The sequence below is a fragment of the Xenophilus azovorans DSM 13620 genome, assembly GCF_000745855.1.
GTDB classification, from domain to species: Bacteria; Pseudomonadota; Gammaproteobacteria; order Burkholderiales; family Burkholderiaceae_C; genus Xenophilus; species Xenophilus azovorans.
The window spans coordinates 26,269-44,024 of the sequence record NZ_JQKD01000008.1; the positions used below are offsets into that span (position 1 = coordinate 26,269).

The following is a 17,756-nucleotide window of genomic DNA, read 5'->3' on the forward strand; positions in this document are numbered from 1 at the left end:
TTTTCCGGCCGCCCTGCCGCCGGGCCTGTCGCAGCACGTCATGAATCCCACCTACCAACCGGGCGAGGTCGAAGCCGCCGCCCAGGCCGACTGGGCCGCCACCGACGCCTACCGCGTGACCGAAGACGCGGGCAGGAAGAAGTACTACGCCTGCTCCATGCTGCCCTACCCCAGCGGCAAGCTGCACATGGGGCACGTGCGCAACTACACCATCAACGACATGCTCACGCGCTACCTGCGCATGAGCGGCTTCAACGTGCTCATGCCCATGGGCTGGGACGCCTTCGGCCTGCCGGCCGAGAACGCGGCGCTGAAGAACGGCGTGCCCCCGGCGAAGTGGACCTACGAGAACATCGCCTACATGAAGGGCCAGCTCCAGGCCATGGGCCTGGCCATCGACTGGAGCCGAGAGGTCGCCACCTGCGACCCCGCGTACTACAAGTGGAACCAGTGGCTGTTCCTCAAGATGCTGGAAAAGGGCATCGCCTACCGCAAGACCCAGGTGGTGAACTGGGACCCGGTGGACCAGACCGTGCTGGCCAACGAGCAGGTGGTGGACGGCAAGGGCTGGCGCACCGGCGCGCCGGTGGAAAAGCGCGAGATCCCCGGCTACTACCTGAAGATCACCGACTACGCCGAGGAACTGCTGGAGCACACCCGGCACAAGCTGCCGGGCTGGCCCGAGCGCGTGCGGCTGATGCAGGAGAACTGGATCGGCAAGAGCGAGGGCGTGCGCTTCGCCTTCACGCACGACATCCGCGGCGCGGACGGCGCGCCGATCGGCGACGGCCGCATGTACGTCTTCACCACCCGCGCCGACACCATCATGGGCGTGACCTTCTGCGCCGTGGCGCCGGAGCACCCGCTGGCCGCGCACGCCGCCCTGAGCGACCCGGCGGTCGCCGCCTTCGTCGCCGAGTGCAAGGCCGGCGGCGTGACCGAGGCCGAGCTCGCGCTGCAGGAGAAGAAGGGCGTGCCCACCGGCCTGGTGGTGACGCACCCCCTCACCGACGAGCCGGTGCCGGTGTGGGTCGGCAACTACGTGCTGATGAGCTACGGCGACGGCGCCGTGATGGGCGTGCCGGCGCACGACGAGCGCGACTTCGCCTTCGCCAACAAGTACGGCATCCCGATCCAGCAGGTGGTGCTGGTCGACGGCGAGCCGCACTTCGACTACCAGACGTGGCAGGACTGGTACGCCGACAAGGAGCGCGGCGTGACCATCAACTCCGACAACTTCAGCGGCATGGCCTACCAGGAGGCGGTCGACGCCGTCGCCCACGCACTGGAAGCCAAGGGCCTGGGCGCCAAGAAGACCACCTGGCGCCTGCGCGACTGGGGCGTCAGCCGCCAGCGCTACTGGGGCACGCCCATCCCGATCATCCACTGCGAGGAGCACGGCGCCGTGCCGGTGCCCGAGCAGGACCTGCCGGTGGTGCTGCCCACCGACTGCGTACCCGACGGCAGCGGCAACCCGCTGAACAAGCGCGAGGACTTCCTGGCCTGCGCCTGCCCCGTGTGCGGCAGGCCGGCGCGGCGCGAGACGGACACGATGGACACCTTCGTGGACAGCTCGTGGTACTTCATGCGCTACTGCGACCCGAAGCTCGACACCGCGATGGTGGGCGAGGGCGCGCAGTACTGGATGCCGATGGACCAGTACATCGGCGGCATCGAGCACGCCATCCTGCACCTGCTGTACGCGCGCTTCTGGACCAAGGTGATGCGCGACCTGGGCCTGGTGAAGGTCGACGAGCCCTTCACCCGCCTGCTGACGCAGGGCATGGTGCTCAACCACATCTGGTTCCACCGCGACGAGAAGGGCGGCAAGCACTACCACCCGCCGGCCGAGGTCACGCCCGTGCTCGACGCGCAGGGCCGCATCACCGGCGGCACCGCGGCCGACGGCACGCCGGTGGAGTACGGCGGCGTCGGCAAGATGGGCAAGAGCGAGCGCAACGGCGTCGATCCGCAGGAGCTGATCGACAAGTACGGCGCCGACACCGCGCGCCTGTACACCATGTTCACCGCGCCGCCCGAGGCCACGCTGGAATGGAACGACGCCGCGGTGGAAGGCAGCTACCGCTTCCTGCGGCGGGTGTGGAACTTCGGCGCGGCGCTGCAGGGCGCGGCGGCCGGGGCGGCCGAACCCGGCGCCCAGGCCAAGGCGCTGCGCCACGAGGTGCACACCGTGCTGCGCCAGATCGACTACGACTACCAGCGCATGCAGTACAACACCGTCGTTTCCGGCGCGATGAAGCTGCTGAATGCGCTGGAGGGCTTCAAGGCCAAGGACGAACCGGGCGCGGCGGCGGCGCTGCGCGAGGGCTTCGGCATCCTGCTGCGGGTGCTCTACCCCGTCACGCCGCACCTGACGCACCAGCTCTGGCAGGGCCTGGGCTATGCGGCGGAGCTTGGCACGCTGCTCGACGCGCCCTGGCCGCAGGTCGACCCGGCCGCGCTGGAACAGGACGAGGTGGAGCTGATGCTGCAGATCAACGGCAAGCTGCGCGGCGCGCTGCGCGTGCCGGCCGGCGCCGAGAAGGCGGAGATCGAGAAGCTGGCCGTGGCCAGCGAGGGCTTCGCCAAGTTCGCCGAAGGGCAGGCGGTCAAGCGCGTGATCGTCGTGCCCGGCCGGCTGGTCAACGTGGTGGTGGGGTGAGGCCGATGGCTGCCGCTGCTGCCTCCCGCGCCGTCTCGCGCCGCGCGCTGCTGGCCGGCGCCGTGCCGGCGCTGCTGCTGGCCGGCTGCGGCTTCCAGTTGCGGCGCGCCCCGGACTATCCCTTCAAGAGCATCGCCGTCACCGGCCCCGAGCCGCTGGCCGCGCTGGTGCGCCGCGAGCTCAAGGGGATGGGCAACCTCACGGTGCTGGATGCCAAGGCGCCGACCCAGGACGCCGAGGTGGTGTGCGAGCTGCTCGACCAGTCGCGCAGCAGCGGCATCGCCGCCAGCACCTCCGGCGGCACCATCCGCGAGCTGACGCTCGGGCTGACGGTGCGCTTCCGGCTGCGCACGAGCAGCGGCGACAAGGAGCTGATCCCGGCCACCTCCGTCTCGCAGTCGCGCGACATCAGCTACAACGAGACCTCGGCGCTCGCCAAGGAGAACGAGCAGGAACTGCTCTACCGCGACATGACCGCCGACCTGGCGCAGCAGGTCGTGCGGCGCCTCGGCTTCGTGAAAACGCTCTGAGAAGGTGTGAACGAACCCGACATGCCCGCTCATTCCGCCAGAACGCACCCGCTCGGCGTTGCAAATGCTCGCCATAGCCCGAGCTATGGCTGCGCTTCGCGCCTTGATCGGGCACGTTCTGGCGGCCTGCTCGGGCACGCCGGATTCATTCACACCTTCTGAGCGGCGCGTCCCGTGCAGCTGCCGCTCGCCCAGCTCGACGCGCACCTGGCCAAGGGCCTGCGCCCGCTGTACACGCTGCACGGCGACGAGGCGCTGCTGGCGCAGGAGGCGGCCGATGCCATCCGCGCCGCGGCCCGCGCCGCCGGCCACACCGAGCGCAGCAGCCACACCGTGGCCGGCGCGCACTTCGACTGGAGCGCGGTGCTGGCGGCCGGCGGCTCGATGAGCCTGTTTGCAGACAGGCAGATCGTCGAGATCCGCATCCCCTCCGGCAAGCCCGGCAAGGACGGCAGCGCCGCGCTGCAGCAGATCGCCGAGGGCGCGCAGGGCAACGAGGGCACCCTCACCCTGGTGCACCTGCCGCGCCTGGACCGCCAGACCCGGAGCGGCGCCTGGTTCGCCGCGCTGGAGAACCACGGCGTCGCGGTGCAGATCGACAACATCGAGCGCGGGCAGCTGCCGCAGTGGATCGCGCAGCGCCTGGCGCGCCAGGGCCAGCGCGTGCGGCCGGGCGAGGAGGGACAGCGCACGCTGCAGTTCTTCGCCGACAGGGTCGAGGGCAACCTGCTGGCCGCGCACCAGGAGATCCAGAAGCTGGCGCTGCTGCACCCCGAGGGCGAGCTGAGCTGGGAGCAGGTCGAGGCGGCCGTCAACAACGTGGCCCGCTACGACGTGTTCAAGCTCTCCGAGGCCGTGCTGGCCGGCAACGCGCCGCGCGCCTCGCGCATGCTGGCCGGCCTGCAGGCCGAGGGCGAGGCCGAGGTGCTGGTGCACTACACGCTGGCCGAGGACATCCGCGCCCTCAAGCGCGTGCGCGACGCCATGGACGCCGGCCGCCCCCTGCCCATGGCCCTGCGCGAGAACCGCGTGTGGGGCCCGCGCGAGCGCGCCTTCGAGCGCGTGCTGCCGCGCCTGGACGGCCGCGCCCTGGCCCGCCTGCTGCGCGCCGCCCACCTGGTGGACGGCATCGTCAAGGGCCTGAAGCAGCCCGACTGGCCGGCCGACGGCTGGCTGGCGCTGCAGCGCCTGGCGCTGATGCTCTGCCGGGCCTGCGGCTAAGGCACGGCCCGAGCGCCGGCGCCGCCGCGGTGGGAGAATCGCGGCCATGAACGCCTTCAACGTCGCCGAACACATGCAGGCCCTGGGCCTGCAGGCCAAGACGGCTTCCGCGCAGATGGCGCGGGCGGACGCTGCCACCAAGAACGTCGCGCTCAGGGCCCTGGCCCGGCGTCTGCGCGAGGCCGGCCCGGCGCTGGCCGAGGCGAACGCGCAGGACCTGGCCCGCGCCGAGGCCGCCGGCCTGCCGGCGCCGATGCAGGACCGGCTCAGGCTCACGCCGAAGGTGATCGAGACCGTGGCGCTGGGCTGCGAGCAGCTGGCCGCCATGCCCGACGTGATCGGCGAGGTCATCGGCATGAAGCAGCAGGAAAGCGGCATCCGCGTCGGCCAGATGCGCGTGCCGATCGGCGTCTTCGGCATGATCTACGAGAGCCGGCCCAACGTGACCATCGAGGCCGCCAGCCTGGCCATCAAGAGCGGCAACGCGGCGATCCTGCGCGGGGGCTCGGAGGCGATCGATTCCAACAAGGCGCTGGCCGCCCTGGTGCGCGCCGCGCTGGCCGAGGCCGGCCTGCCCGAAGACGCGGTGCAGCTGGTGCAGACCACCGACCGCGAGGCCGTCGGCCACCTGATCGCCATGCCGCAGTTCGTGGACGTGATCATCCCGCGCGGCGGCAAGGGCCTGATCGAGCGCATCAGCCGCGACGCCAAGGTGCCCGTCATCAAGCACCTGGACGGCAACTGCCACGTGTACGTGGACGACACGGCCGACCTCGACATGGCGGTGAAGGTGGCGGACAACGCCAAGACGCAGAAGTACAGCCCCTGCAACGCCGCCGAAGGCCTGCTGGTGGCGCGCGCCGTCGCCGCGCAGTTCCTGCCGCGCATCGGCGCCGTCTTCGCCGCCAAGGGCGTGGAGATGCGCTGCGATGGCGAGGCGGCGGCGCTGCTGCAGGGCCTGGCCGGCCAGCCGAAGGTGGTGCCCGCCACCGAGCAGGACTGGTCCGAGGAGTACCTGGCGCCGATCATCAGTATCAAGGTGGTGGCCGGCCTCGACGAGGCGATCGACCACATCAACCGCTATTCCAGCCACCACACCGACGCCATCCTCACGCGCGACCACGTCAACGCCCAGCGCTTCCTGCGCGAGGTGGACTCGGCCAGCGTGATGGTCAACGCCAGCACCCGCTTCGCCGACGGCTTCGAGTACGGGCTGGGTGCCGAGATCGGCATCAGCACCGACAAGTTCCACGCCCGCGGGCCGGTGGGCATCGAGGGGCTGACCTCGCTCAAGTACATCGTGCTCGGTCAGGGCGAGATCCGGGCCTGACGCGTACGAGCCTCCGTGCCGAGCGCGGCTCACAACGCATGAATCCCATCGGCCCAGCCCAGGGCACCCGCGGAACTGGCTTTGCCAGGCCGCTGGGTGCGCCCCCCTTGGCGCAGCAGAAGGGGGGAGCGGCGAAGCCGCTTGGGGGGATGGTTTCGAAGTCATGAAGATCATTATTCTGGGCGCCGGGCGCATCGGCGAGAGCGTGGCGGGCACGCTGGTGTCCGAGCAGAACGACATCACCGTCATCGACACCGACGCGGCGCGCCTGCGCGACCTGGAAAGCCGCTTCGAGCTGCGCGGCGTGGCCGGCAACGGCATCGAGCCCGAACTGCTGGAGGAGGCCGGCGCGCGCGACGCCGACATGCTCATCGCCTGCGCCGCGCAGGACGAGACCAACCTGGTCGCCTGCAAGGTGGCCGAGCAGATGTTCAACATCCCGACGCGCATCGCGCGGGTGCGCTCGGAGGCTTTCCGCGGCGAATCGCCGCTGCTCGGGCGCGAGGGCTTCGCGGTGGATCGCGTGATCTGCCCGGAGGACTCGCTCACGCGCTACATCGCGCGGCTGATCGACTACCCCGAGGCGCTGCAGGTCCACGAGTTCGCCGGCGGGCGGGCCAGCCTGGTGTCGGTGCGCGCGGTGGCGGGCGCGCCGCTGGTGGGCTGCCGGGTGGACGAGATCGGCGCCTACGCCGCCGGCGAGGCGGTGCGGGTGGTGGCGCTGTACCGCCGGCGCGAGGACGGCCCCGACCGCTTCATCCCCGCCGCCGAGGGCACGCACGTGGTGCCGGGCGACGAGGTCTTCGTGCTGGCCGCGCGGCAGAACCTGCGCGCGGCGCTGGCCGCGCTGCACCGGCGCGACCCGCAGACGCCGCGCACCGTGCAGCGCGTGGCGATCGCCGGGGGCGGCCGCGTCGGCATGCGCCTGGCGCAGCAGCTCGTGCAGGACTTCCCGGCGCTGCAGCTCAAGCTCATCGAGCGCAACGCCGAGCGCTGCCAGATGCTGGCCGCCCGGCTGCCTTCGTCGGTGATGGTGCTGCAGGGCGACGCCACCGACGAGGACCTGATGGACGACGAGAGCGTGGGCGAGTCCGACTTCTTCCTCTCGCTCACCAACGACGACGAGGACAACATCATGTCCGCGCTGCTGGCCAAGCGCATGGGGGCGCGGCGCGTGCTGGCCCTCATCAACCGGCGCAGCTATGCCGACCTGATCCACGGCACGCAGATCGACATCGCGCTGACGCCCTCGCAGACGCTGCTGGGCGAGCTGCTGGCCTTCGTGCGGCGCGGCGACGTGCAGGTGGTGCACAGCCTGCGCCGCGGCGTGGCCGAGGCGATGGAGATCGTGGCGCGCGGCGACGAGCGCACCTCGCGCGTGGTCGGCCGCGCGATCAAGGACATCAAGCTGCCGCGCGACGCCCATTTCGGCCTGGTGCTGCGCGGCCTGCCCGACCCCGACGCGCCGCTGCCGGCCGGGGAAGGTGAGGGCGCCTCGCCCGCGGCCGAGGCCGCCGAGCCCGAGGTGATCGTGCCGCAGCCCGGCACCGTGATCCGCAGCGGCGACCACGTGATCATCTTCATGCCGCGCAAGCGGCTGGTGCGCGAGGTGGAGAAGCTCTTCCGCGTCAGCGCCACCTTCTTCTGAGTCTGCGCGAGCCGCACGATGTACGACCTCCTGCCCGCGCTGCGCCTGCTGGGTGCGCTGACCACGATGTTCTCCTTCGCCTTCCTGCTGCCCGCCGTGGTGTCGTGGGTGCAGGGCGACGGGCTGCTCGGCTTCTGGCTGGCGGCGGCCGGCGCCAGCTTCGGCGGCGGCGCGTGGATGTGGGCCGGACTGAACGGCTACCGGGGCGAGTTGCGCGCGCGGCACGGGGTGATCCTCGTGTCGGCCACCTGGCTGCTGCTGCCGCTGATCGCCTGCGTGCCGCTGATGGCCGTGTGCCACGCCGTCGGGCGCGAGCTGGACTTCTCCTATGCCTACTTCGAGGCCGTCTCGGGCCTGACCACCTCGGGCGCCACCGTGCTCACCGCGCTGGACTCGCTGCCGCTGTCGATCAACGTGTGGCGCACCTTCCTGCAGTGGATCGGCGGCATGGGCATCCTGGTGCTGGCCGTGGCGGTGCTGCCCATGTTCGGCATGGGCGGCAGCCAGATGTTCCGCGCCGAGGTGGCCGGCCCGATCAAGGACAACCGCCTGACGCCGCGCATCGCGCAGACCGCCAAGGGGCTGTGGGGCATCTACGTCGGGCTGTCGGCCGCCTGCTTCCTGGCCTACTGGGCCGCCGGCATGCCGCTCATGGACGCGCTGATGCACATGTTCGCCACCGTCAGCCTGGGCGGGCTGTCGTCGCACGACGCCAGCTTCGCCTACTTCGACTCGCCGCTGATGGAAGGCATCGCCATGGTCTTCATGCTGGTGGGCAGCGGCAGCTTCGCGCTGTACTTCATCGCGCTGCGCAAGCGCAGCCTGCGCGTGTGCCTGCGCGACATCGAGTGGCGCGCCACGCTGCTGGCGCTGCTGGGCGGCGGGCTGATCGTGTCGCTGGTGCTGATGGTCCAGGGGCACTACGACTGGCCGCAGGCGCTGCGCCACGGCTTCTTCAACGCCATCTCCATCGGCAGCACCACCGGCTTCGCCTCGACGAACTTCCTCGCCTGGCCGGCCTTCGCGCCGCTGTTCATGCTGCTGCTCTCGGGCGTGGCCACCAGCGCCGGCTCGGCCGGCTGCGGCATCAAGATGGTGCGGGTGCTGATCCTGCTCAAGCAGGCCCGGCGCGAGATGACGCGCCTGGCCCACCCGCGCGCCGTGCAGCCGGTGACGCTGGGCGCCACGGTGGTCGAGCACCGCGACATCTTCGCCGTGCTGGCCTTCATGCTGGTGTACGGCGGCACCGTGATCGTGCTGGGCATGGTGATGGTGCTGTCGGGGCTCGATCCCGTCACCGCCTTCAGCGCCGTGATCGCCAGCGTCAACTGCATGGGGCCGGGGCTGGGCGAGGTGGGGCCGGCGGCGCATTTCGGCGTGCTGAGCCACTTCCAGGTCTGGGTCTGCTCGATCGCGATGGTGCTCGGGCGGCTGGAGATGCTCAGCCTGATCGCGCTCCTGGCGCCCTCGTTCTGGCGTCACTGAAATCGGCCCCTCGGCCAACCGCTTCGCGCCTGTCCGATCCCCCGAGGGGATGCTTTTTCATCCTGAGGCGGCCTGACGCCGAAAAACGGCGCCGGCCGACTCTTGCGGGGCAGGGAGCCCGCCCCCATTTCCTACAATCTCGCTCGGTTTTCTTTCGCCCCATCCCCTGCAAGGCCACCGCATGGTCCCCCACCTGGTCACCGCCCTGACGGGCCCCATCAACGAACTGGAGCAGCGCATCATCGATGGCATGCCCGCCATCGAGCGCTGGTTCCGGCTCGAATGGATGGAGCACACGCCGCCCTTCTACACGTCGGTGGACGTGCGCAACGCCGGCTTCAAGCTGGCGCCGGTGGACACCAACTTCTTCCCGCGCGGCTGGAACAACCTGACGCCGCAGATGCTGCCGCTGGCGGTGCAGGCGGCGCAGGCCGCCATCGAGAAGATCTGCCCCGAGGCGCGCAACCTGCTCATCGTCCCCGAGGCGCGCTTTTCCTCCAGCACCTACCTCGCCAACGTGGCGCAGCTGGCGCGCATCTTCCGCATGGCGGGATTGAACGTGAAGATCGGCTCCATCGACCCGGCGATCAAGTCGCCGAAGAAGGTGGAACTGCCCGGCGGCGACATCGTCTGCCTGGAGCCGCTGGTGCGCGGCCGCCGGCGCCTGGGGCTGAAGAACTTCGACCCCTGCACCATCCTGCTGAACACCGACCTGGCCGCCGGCACCCCCGGCATCCTGGAGGACCTGCACGAGCAGTACCTGCTGCCGCCGCTGCACGCCGGCTGGTCGGTGCGGCGCAAGAGCAACCACTTCCACAGCTACGAGGAAGTCTCCAAGCGCTTCGGCAAGCTGCTGGGCATCGACCCGTGGCTGATCCAGCCGATCTGGGGCAAGGTCGAGGAGGTCGACTTCGCCCGCGCCGAGAACACCGACGCGCTGGCCGCGCAGGTCGACGCGGTGATCGCCAAGGTGCGCCGCAAGTACAAGGAATACGGCATCAACGAGAAGCCCTTCGCCATCGTCAAGGCCGACAACGGCGCGTCGGGCCTGACCATCAGCACCGTGCACGACGGGCGCGAGGTGGAGGCGCTGGTCGCCCGCGCCAGGCAGAAGAAGGCCACCGACAAGGCCACCGAGGGCCTGCGCGTGGGCGCCACCGATGTGGTGGTGCAGGAGGGTGTGCTCACTCACGAGCGCGTGCACGACGGCGTGGCCGAGCCGGTGGTCTACATGATGGACCGCTACGTGGTCGGCGGCTTCTACCGCGTGCACCCGGACCGCGGCAGCGACGAGAACCTGGCCCTGCCCGGCGCCAGCTTCGTGCCGCTGGCCTTCTCCGAGAGCGCGCAGCTGCCGCAGCCGGGCGCCAAGCTCGGCGCCAGCGCACCCAATCGTTTCTACATGTACGGCGTGATCGGGCGCCTGGCCATGGTCGCCGCCGCCTACGAGCTGGAAGCGACCAACCCCGAAGCCGAGGTCTACGAATAAGCGCGGCGCCAGCCGCGCAGAAGCCCTTCTGTCAAGCCTTGCGGCGCCTTTGATGCGTCGCACAATGGCGGCCCGCATCCGTCATTCGGCCTCGTGTCCGCTCCCAAGCAATCCCTGCCGGCCCTGATCCTGGGCGCCATCGGCATCGTCTACGGCGACATCGGCACCAGCGTGCTGTACGCCGTCAAGGAGGTGTTCGGCCACGGGCACGTGCCGTTCACCATCGAGAACGTCTACGGCATCCTCTCGATGATCTTCTGGACGATGACCACCATCGTCTCGGTGAAGTACGTGGTGCTGGTGCTGCGCGCCGACAACGAGGGCGAGGGCGGGCTGGTGGCCATGCTGGCGCTGGCCTCGCGCGCCGTCGCCGGCCGGCCGCGGCTGCGCGGCCCGCTGCTGGCGGTGGGCATCTTCGGCACCTCGCTCTTCTACGGCGACGGCGTCATCACGCCGGCCATCTCGGTGCTCTCGGCCGTCGAGGGGCTGGAGGTGGTGTCGCCGGCCCTGCACCACTACGTCATCCCGCTGACGCTGGCCGTGCTGCTCGCCCTGTTCGCGGTGCAGAAGCGGGGCACTGCCGGCATCGGGCGCTTCTTCGGGCCCATCACGCTCACCTGGTTCATCGTGCTGGCGGTGCTGGGTGTGTCGCAGATCGTCGGCCACCCGGAGATCCTCAAGGCCGTCAGCCCGCACTACATGCTGCGCTTCGTGTGGGACAACCCGGGCACCAGCTTCGTCATCCTGGGCGCGGTGGTGCTGTGCGTCACCGGGGCCGAGGCCCTGTATGCCGACCTCGGCCACTTCGGCAAGCGGCCCATCCGCGTCGCCTGGTTCGCCGTGGCCATGCCCTGCCTGGTGCTGAACTACTTCGGCCAGGGCGCGCTGCTGCTGGGCCACCCGGAGGCGGTGAAGAACCCCTTCTACTTCATGGCGCCCGGCTGGGCCCTGATGCCGCTGGTGCTGCTGGCGACGGCCGCCACCGTCATCGCCTCGCAGGCCATGCTCACCGGCGCCTTCAGCGTCACGCGGCAGGTCATCCAGCTGGGCTACCTGCCGCGGCTTCGCATCGAGCACACCAGCGTGCACACGGTCGGGCAGATCTACATCCCCTTCGTCAACTGGAGCCTGTTCGTCGCCATCGTGCTGGCGGTGGTGATGTTCCGCAACTCGAGCAACCTGGCCTCGGCCTACGGCATCGCGGTGACGGCCGACATGCTCATCACCACCGTGCTCACCTTCTTCGTGATCCGCTTCGCGTGGAAGCTGCCGCTGCTGCTCTGCATCGCCTCGACCTCGGTGTTCTTCCTCGTCGACCTGGCCTTCTTCGCCTCCAACATGCTCAAGCTGCCGCAGGGCGGCTGGTTCACGGTGATGATCGGCCTGATGGTCTTCATGCTGATGACGACGTGGAAGGAAGGCCGCCGCCTGATGGGCGAGGCCCAGCGCGCGGAGGCGCTGGACCTGCGCAGCTTCCTCGACGCCGTGTTCGTCAGCCCGCCCGCGCGGGTGCAGGGCACGGCCGTGTTCCTGACCGCCGAGCCCGGCCTGGTGCCCAACGCGCTGCTGCACAACCTCAAGCACAACAAGGTGCTGCACGAGCAGAACCTGTTCGTCACCGTGCGCAACCACGAGCTGCCGTGGATCCCGATGGACCGGCGCGTCGAGATCGAGCCGCTGGGCCGCCACTGCTGGCAGCTCGTCGTGCACTACGGCTTCAAGAACGACGTCGACCTGCCGGCCGCGCTGGAGCACGCGCGCCTGCGCGGCTGCCAGCTCGACCGCATGACGACCAGCTACTTCCTCTCGCGCGACGTCGTCATCCCCACCCTGGGCAGCGGCATGGCGCCCTGGCGCGAGAAGCTGTTCGCCCAGATGCACCACAACGCCAGCGGCGCGGCGGCCTTCCTCGGCCTGCCCAACAACGCGGTGGTGGAGCTGGGGTCCAAGCTGGAGATTTGAGGGTGGTCGGTCGATCCGCTGCGGCTAAAGCAAGGGCGAATTGCCATCAATTCACATTTGTTTGCATTCTTCTGCAGACTTCTGTGGCGATCTCCCCAGAAAAGGGTAGATGGCAAGGGTTGGCTTGGTGACTTGATGTATCTTCCCGCCCTGATGCAAAAAACGGGAGCGGGGGGATGGGGGAGGCGTTCTCGGCGCCGAGAGAGGCAGAGCCAGTTTCAGCTTCGCCGCTTTCAGCGCTGCCAGATCAACATCGTGCACAACAACGCGATGACGGCCTTCACGCGCTGTGTCTCGTGGCTCGCCTTCATGGCATCGCTGCCGATCCGGCTCTGCTGGCGCACCAGCTCGGACGCACGGATAGCGAGCCGATGGATGTCCAGGGGCTCGTGCAGGCAGCGCGCCGGCTCGGCCTGAAGGCCAAGCGAATCACCTCGACCGCCGATCGATTGCTCCGCGTCCCACTGCCGGCGCTTGCCTTTCTCAATGGGGAGGGTGCAGGCGCTGTGTGCCCGGTCGTCATCGCCCAATGCGACGACAAGCGCGTCCTGATCCAGGACGCGGCCAGAGGTGGCCGCCCCACCATCCTGTCGCGCGAGGACTTCCTGGCGCGGTGGACGGGCGAAATGCTGCTTCTCACCAGCCGCGCGGCCCTGGTGGCCGAACTGGCACGCTTCGATTTCTCTTGGTTCATCCCCAGCCTGGTGAAGTACCGCAGGCTGCTCGGCGAAGTCCTGCTCATCTCCTTTGTGCTGCAGGTCTTCGCGCTCGTCAGCCCGCTGTTCTTCCAGGTCGTCATGGACAAGGTGCTGGTGCACCGGGGCCTGACCACGCTGGACGTGCTGGTCATCGGCCTGGTCGTCGTGGTCGTGTTCGAGAGCGTGCTCAGCGGTTTGCGCGCCTATGTCTTCAGCCACACCACCAGCCGCATCGACGTGGAACTGGGCGCCCGGCTCTTCCGCCACCTCGTGCAACTGCCGCTGGCCTACTTCCAGGCTCGCCGTGTTGGTGACTCGGTGGCCCGCGTGCGCGAACTGGAAAACATCCGCAGCTTCCTCACCGGCAACGCGCTCACCGTGGTGCTGGACGTGGTGTTCTCCGTCGTCTTCATCGCGGTCATGCTGTTCTACAGCGTGCCGTTGACGCTCATCGTGCTGGCCAGCCTGCCGCTGTACTTCGGCCTGAGCCTGGCTGTGGTGCCGGTGCTACGCCGGCGGCTCGACCGGAAGTTCGCCCGTGGCGCTGAGAACCAAGCCATGCTGGTGGAGGCCGTCACGGGCATCCAGACGGTCAAGGCGGCCGCTCTGGAACCCGCCTTCGCCCGCCGCTGGGACAACCAACTGGCAGCCTATGTGTCCGCCAGCTTCAGGGCGCAGAACCTTGCCGCCTGGGCGCACGAGGGCGTCAACTTCATCGGCAAGCTGGTCAACGCAGTCACCCTCTGGTACGGCGCGCGCCTGGTCATGGACAACCACCTGACCGTCGGCCAGTTCGTCGCCTTCAACATGTTCGCCCAGCGCGTGGCCCAGCCCATCATGCGCATGGCACAGCTCTGGACGGACTTCCAGCAGACCGGCATCTCCATGGCGCGGCTGGGCGACATCCTCAACACGCGCACCGAGGTGCCTTCGGCCGCTGCGGCCCAACTGCCGGCGCTCAAGGGCCATGTCACGCTCGACGGCGTCACCTTCCGCTATCGGCCTGAAGCCAGCCCTGTCCTCCATGGCGTGCACCTCCAGGTGCGCCCGGGCGAAGTCATCGGCATTGTCGGCCGGTCGGGCTCGGGCAAGAGCACCCTCACCAAGCTCATCCAGCGCCTCTACACCCCCGAGCAGGGCCGCCTGCTGGTGGACGGCATCGACATCAGCCTGATCGATGCAGCCCAACTGCGCCGCCAGGTGGGCGTGGTGCTGCAGGAAAACCTGCTCTTCAACCGCAGCGTGCGCGAGAACATCGCCGTCATCGACCCGGCCGCGCCGCTGGAGGCCGTGATGCGCGCCGCGCACCTGGCCGGCGCGCACGACTTCATCAGCGAACTGCCCGAGGGCTACGACACGGTGGTCGGCGAGCAGGGCGCCAGCCTTTCCGGCGGGCAGCGCCAGCGCATCGCCATCGCCCGCGCGCTTTTCGGCCAGCCGCGCATCCTCATCCTCGACGAAGCCACCAGCGCGCTGGACTACGAGAGCGAAGCCATCATCCAGCGCAACATGGCGGCCATCTGCCGGGGGCGCACCGTGTTCATCATCGCCCACCGCCTCTCGGCCGTGCGGCATGCCCATCGCATCATCGTCATGGACAAGGGCCGCATCGTGGAGACCGGCAGCCACGACAGCCTGCTGACCCGTGCGAACGGCCTGTATGCCCGCCTGTGGGCCATGCAGAGCGCCGGCGCCGGCCGCGAAGAGGAGCGGCAGCCATGACCGCCGCTCCCGCGCCGGCCGCGCGCCGTCACCCCGCGCTCGACCTCCTTGCCCGCTACGGCGCCGTCTTCTGCGCCGCCTGGCGGCATCGCCACGAGCTGGCCGGCCCGCGGCGCCTGGCGGACGAGGTCGCCTTCCTGCCTGCCGCGCTGAGCCTTCAGGAAACGCCGGTGCATCCTGCGCCGCGACGCCTGGCATGGGTGCTGATGGCGTTGTTCGCCATCGCCCTTGCCTGGGCCATCCTCGGCCGGGTGGACATCGTCGCCGTGGCGCCCGGCCGCATCGTCGTCAGCGAGCGCACCAAGGTCGTCCAGCCGCTGGAGCGCAGCGTCGTGCAGCGCATCCTCGTCAAGGACGGCGACCACGTCCAGGCCGGCCAGCCGCTCGTCGAACTCGACCCGACCGCCGCCAGCGCCGACAGGGCCAGCGTGCGGGAAGCCCTCCGCGCCGCGGAGTCGGACCTGCTGCGCAGCCGGGCCCTGCTGCACGCCCTGCCGGCGCAGCAGCGCGCCGGACCCGCGCCCGCGCTGCTGCCCGAGGCCGTTCCGCCGGAGTGGAGCGCCGAGGACCTGTCGGCGGCGCGGTCCCAGCTGGCCGCGGAGTGGAACGACATCGCCGCCAAGCTGGCCAGGGCCGCTGCCGAGATCGCCCGCCGCCAGGCCGAGGCCGCCACCGTGCGCGAACTGATCGCCAAGCTGGAAGGCACCCTGCCCATCGTGCGCCAGCGCGAGGCCGACTTCCGCCGGCTGGCGCATGAGGGCTTCATGTCCGGCCATGCCACGCAGGACCGCACCCGCGAGCGCATCGAGATCGAACGCGACCTGGCGGCCCAGCGTGCCCGCCTCGCCGAAGCCGGCGCCGCCCTGCGCGAGAGCGAGCAGGGCAGGGCCGCCTACCTGGCTGAGACGCGCCACGCCTTGAGCCAGCGCGCGGCGGATGCCGGCCTCAAGCGTCAGCAGGCCATGCAGGAACAAGCCAAGGCCGCGCAGCGCGAGCGGCTGGCCACGCTGGCCGCCCCGGTGGACGGCACCGTGCAGCAACTGGCCGTGCACACCGAAGGCGGCGTCGTCACCGAGGCGCAGCCGCTGATGGTCGTCGTGCCCGACGAGGCGCAGGTGACGGCCGAGGTGCTGTTGGAGAACAAGGACATCGGCTTCGTGCGCCCCGGCCAGGCCGCGGAAGTGAAGCTGGAAACCTTTCCCTATACCCGCTACGGCACCGTGCCCGCGACCGTGACGCGGGTGACGGCGGATGCGGTGAACGACGAGAAGCGCGGCGCCGTGTTTCCGGTGACGCTGATGCTGGAGCGGGGCGACATCGACGTGGATGGCCAGCGGATCAGGTTGGGGCCGGGGATGAACCTGACGGCGGAGGTTAAGACGGGGAAGCGGCGGGTGATCGAGTTCTTGTTGAGTCCGGTGCAGCGGATGGGGGATGAGAGTCTTAGAGAGAGATGAGCTAAATCAATTATTCGAAAATTCAATTCAATGCAAATATTGATTTGTGCCTATTGACCGCGGCCACTTCATTTCCCTATAAAAATGGAATCATTGGCGGAATTATTGGTTAACTACCTGTTCTTCTACATCGGTAAATTTTCATGAATTCTACTTAAGAAATTAGGAATTGTCTCCGATGAGTTTGGCGATTGGGGGTATGTTGCTTTGGGATTTTTGGTTCTCATTTTGGCAGTGCTGACAATCATCTTTCTCATTGGAGTATGGTAGTTTTGATTTGAGAATCCAGAGCCGGATCATGAAAGACAATTTAATAATATTCATCATTGGTTCTGGAGAATTGCTTTTGATTTATTTTTGTTTTCGTGTTTCAGAAAAAAGGGCAAATGAAATCTCATACTCCATTGTCGAAATTGTTTTCGTCGCTCTGCTGCTTGCAGTCTGCCTTGCGTTAGTCATATTAAATTAAGAAGAAAAATGTCTTGCCCATCTAAGAGTGGGGCGACGAGACGAAAAGCAGGCGCAAACCAATGGCAATTTTCGGTGCGACACGAACACATCATGAGTGCTTTGGAGGGTGATCATGGGGAATGGCGTTCTCGCTCTGATAGTTTTCATTGCTGACGCTTATTTTCTAAGAAAAGCGGTGGAGCCAAAATTTTCGAAAGGCATTTTCCTAGCGTGGCTCGCTACTAATTTCTTGATTTTTTTCGGAGATGCTTTTAAAGGGAGATTGATATGGCTGTTCATTGGACGCCTAAGTCGGCAGGGCAAGTGTTTTCTCACTATTTTGGCCCACGGGCAACTAAAGAGAGTCTGAGAGAAAGATGAGTGCAATCAATTTGGATCGTATCGCGAGACTGTTTGCATCAATATTCTTTCTATTCATCCTAATGAGTGCCAATGCGTGCAAGGGCGGAAACACTATGGAATTAAATGAGAAGAGTTTCTCTGTGGGGGAAAGTTGTGAATCGGCTGTAGAAAAAATAGAACATGCCAAATTTGACTACATTGAAGTCACAGATGAAAAAATTTTTGCTTCAAAAAAGGCAATTACTACTGCACTTGGCTATACGGAGCTGCGAATAATTCTAACATTGAAGGAGAGAAAAGTAGAAAGCATTTGGGTTAAAAAGTTTAATCATTCGATTTAATTTCAGGGAGATTTTATGGAGTTAATTAAAGTAAATTACAAGCCAATTGGTACTATCGGAGGGGTAACGTATTATCATAAATACATTACCTACACTAACGTAAGTGGTGAGACCTTTTACGCTAGTGGTGGGCCATCCAATCCAGTTGGTCAAGATTTATTATCCAAAGCATCGGCTGGATTAGACGCAGAATTTGGTTCTGGACTCATCGCAGGGAGGCTAAAGGCTGACACTGGTGTGTACGACGACAAGGCGCCAGATTGGGATCCGCAAGGAAAGAATCCTTCTGAGACCATAAAAGAAGGCGGGGATTTGTCGAATGATTGGAAAAAAATCAAAGAGTCAATTAGGGATACCAATGACTCTGGCGTACAATATCGCCCACTAACTCAGAATTC

General features: G+C 67.3%; 11 protein-coding genes. All 11 read left to right on the top strand.

The annotated features are described in order from the left end of the window. Window positions 1–40: 40 nt before the first annotated feature. Window positions 41–2,662, top strand: a complete 2,622-nt coding sequence (gene leuS / locus Q392_RS07060) for a leucine--tRNA ligase (protein ID WP_038203750.1) — start codon at window positions 41–43, stop codon at window positions 2,660–2,662. A 5-nt stretch (window positions 2,663–2,667) separates the two neighbouring features. Continuing rightward, window positions 2,668–3,192, top strand: coding sequence for an LPS-assembly lipoprotein LptE (locus Q392_RS07065; RefSeq protein ID WP_038203751.1), 525 nt, complete (start codon window positions 2,668–2,670; stop codon window positions 3,190–3,192). Window positions 3,193–3,366: 174 nt separating this feature from the next. Then, window positions 3,367–4,413, top strand: a complete 1,047-nt coding sequence (gene holA / locus Q392_RS07070; protein ID WP_038203752.1) for a DNA polymerase III subunit delta — start codon at window positions 3,367–3,369, stop codon at window positions 4,411–4,413. Window positions 4,414–4,459: 46 nt separating this feature from the next. Further along, on the top strand, window positions 4,460–5,743 hold the full coding sequence (locus tag Q392_RS07075) for a glutamate-5-semialdehyde dehydrogenase (RefSeq protein WP_038203754.1): 1,284 nt from the start codon (window positions 4,460–4,462) through the stop codon (window positions 5,741–5,743). 163 nt (window positions 5,744–5,906) lie between these two features. Continuing rightward, entirely contained in the window at window positions 5,907–7,391 is a 1,485-nt protein-coding gene (gene trkA / locus Q392_RS07080) for a Trk system potassium transporter TrkA (protein WP_038203755.1), read from the top strand. A gap of 18 nt (window positions 7,392–7,409) precedes the next feature. Then, window positions 7,410–8,876 carry a TrkH family potassium uptake protein gene (locus Q392_RS07085; protein ID WP_038203756.1) on the top strand — a complete coding sequence of 489 codons (1,467 nt, stop codon included), beginning with the start codon at window positions 7,410–7,412 and terminating at the stop codon, window positions 8,874–8,876. Between the two features lie 181 nt (window positions 8,877–9,057). Then, window positions 9,058–10,365, top strand: coding sequence for a glutamate--cysteine ligase (gene gshA / locus Q392_RS07090; protein ID WP_038203757.1), 1,308 nt, complete (start codon window positions 9,058–9,060; stop codon window positions 10,363–10,365). 93 nt (window positions 10,366–10,458) lie between these two features. Further along, a complete protein-coding gene (locus Q392_RS07095; protein ID WP_038203758.1) occupies window positions 10,459–12,327 on the top strand; it encodes a potassium transporter Kup in 1,869 nt (622 codons plus the stop codon). Between the two features lie 176 nt (window positions 12,328–12,503). Further along, window positions 12,504–14,747 (top strand): type I secretion system permease/ATPase, encoded by a 2,244-nt coding sequence (locus Q392_RS07100; protein WP_051953040.1) that lies wholly within the window; start codon window positions 12,504–12,506, stop codon window positions 14,745–14,747. After that, the gene (locus Q392_RS07105) at window positions 14,744–16,204 is read left to right on the top strand and encodes an HlyD family type I secretion periplasmic adaptor subunit (protein WP_038203759.1); all 1,461 of its coding nucleotides are present in this window, start codon (window positions 14,744–14,746) and stop codon (window positions 16,202–16,204) included. Before Q392_RS07100 ends, Q392_RS07105 begins: the two co-directional genes overlap by 4 nt. Before the next feature lie 827 nt (window positions 16,205–17,031). After that, window positions 17,032–17,358, top strand: a complete 327-nt coding sequence (locus Q392_RS32685) for a hypothetical protein (RefSeq protein WP_157007830.1) — start codon at window positions 17,032–17,034, stop codon at window positions 17,356–17,358. Window positions 17,359–17,756: the final 398 nt, after the last annotated feature.

What these genes read in the sequence shown, in the direction of transcription:
- Q392_RS07085 (WP_038203756.1), top strand. Translation starts at nt 7,410, where the DNA reads ATGTACGACCTCCTGCCCGCGCTGCGCCTGCTGGGTGCGCTGACCACG.
- gshA (WP_038203757.1), top strand. Translation starts at nt 9,058, where the DNA reads ATGGTCCCCCACCTGGTCACCGCCCTGACGGGCCCCATCAACGAACTG.
- Q392_RS07065 (WP_038203751.1), top strand. Translation starts at nt 2,668, where the DNA reads ATGGCTGCCGCTGCTGCCTCCCGCGCCGTCTCGCGCCGCGCGCTGCTG.
- trkA (WP_038203755.1), top strand. Translation starts at nt 5,907, where the DNA reads ATGAAGATCATTATTCTGGGCGCCGGGCGCATCGGCGAGAGCGTGGCG.
- Q392_RS07075 (WP_038203754.1), top strand. Translation starts at nt 4,460, where the DNA reads ATGAACGCCTTCAACGTCGCCGAACACATGCAGGCCCTGGGCCTGCAG.
- Q392_RS07100 (WP_051953040.1), top strand. Translation starts at nt 12,504, where the DNA reads ATGGGGGAGGCGTTCTCGGCGCCGAGAGAGGCAGAGCCAGTTTCAGCT.
- leuS (WP_038203750.1), top strand. Translation starts at nt 41, where the DNA reads ATGAATCCCACCTACCAACCGGGCGAGGTCGAAGCCGCCGCCCAGGCC.
- Q392_RS07105 (WP_038203759.1), top strand. Translation starts at nt 14,744, where the DNA reads ATGACCGCCGCTCCCGCGCCGGCCGCGCGCCGTCACCCCGCGCTCGAC.
- Q392_RS32685 (WP_157007830.1), top strand. Translation starts at nt 17,032, where the DNA reads ATGAGTGCAATCAATTTGGATCGTATCGCGAGACTGTTTGCATCAATA.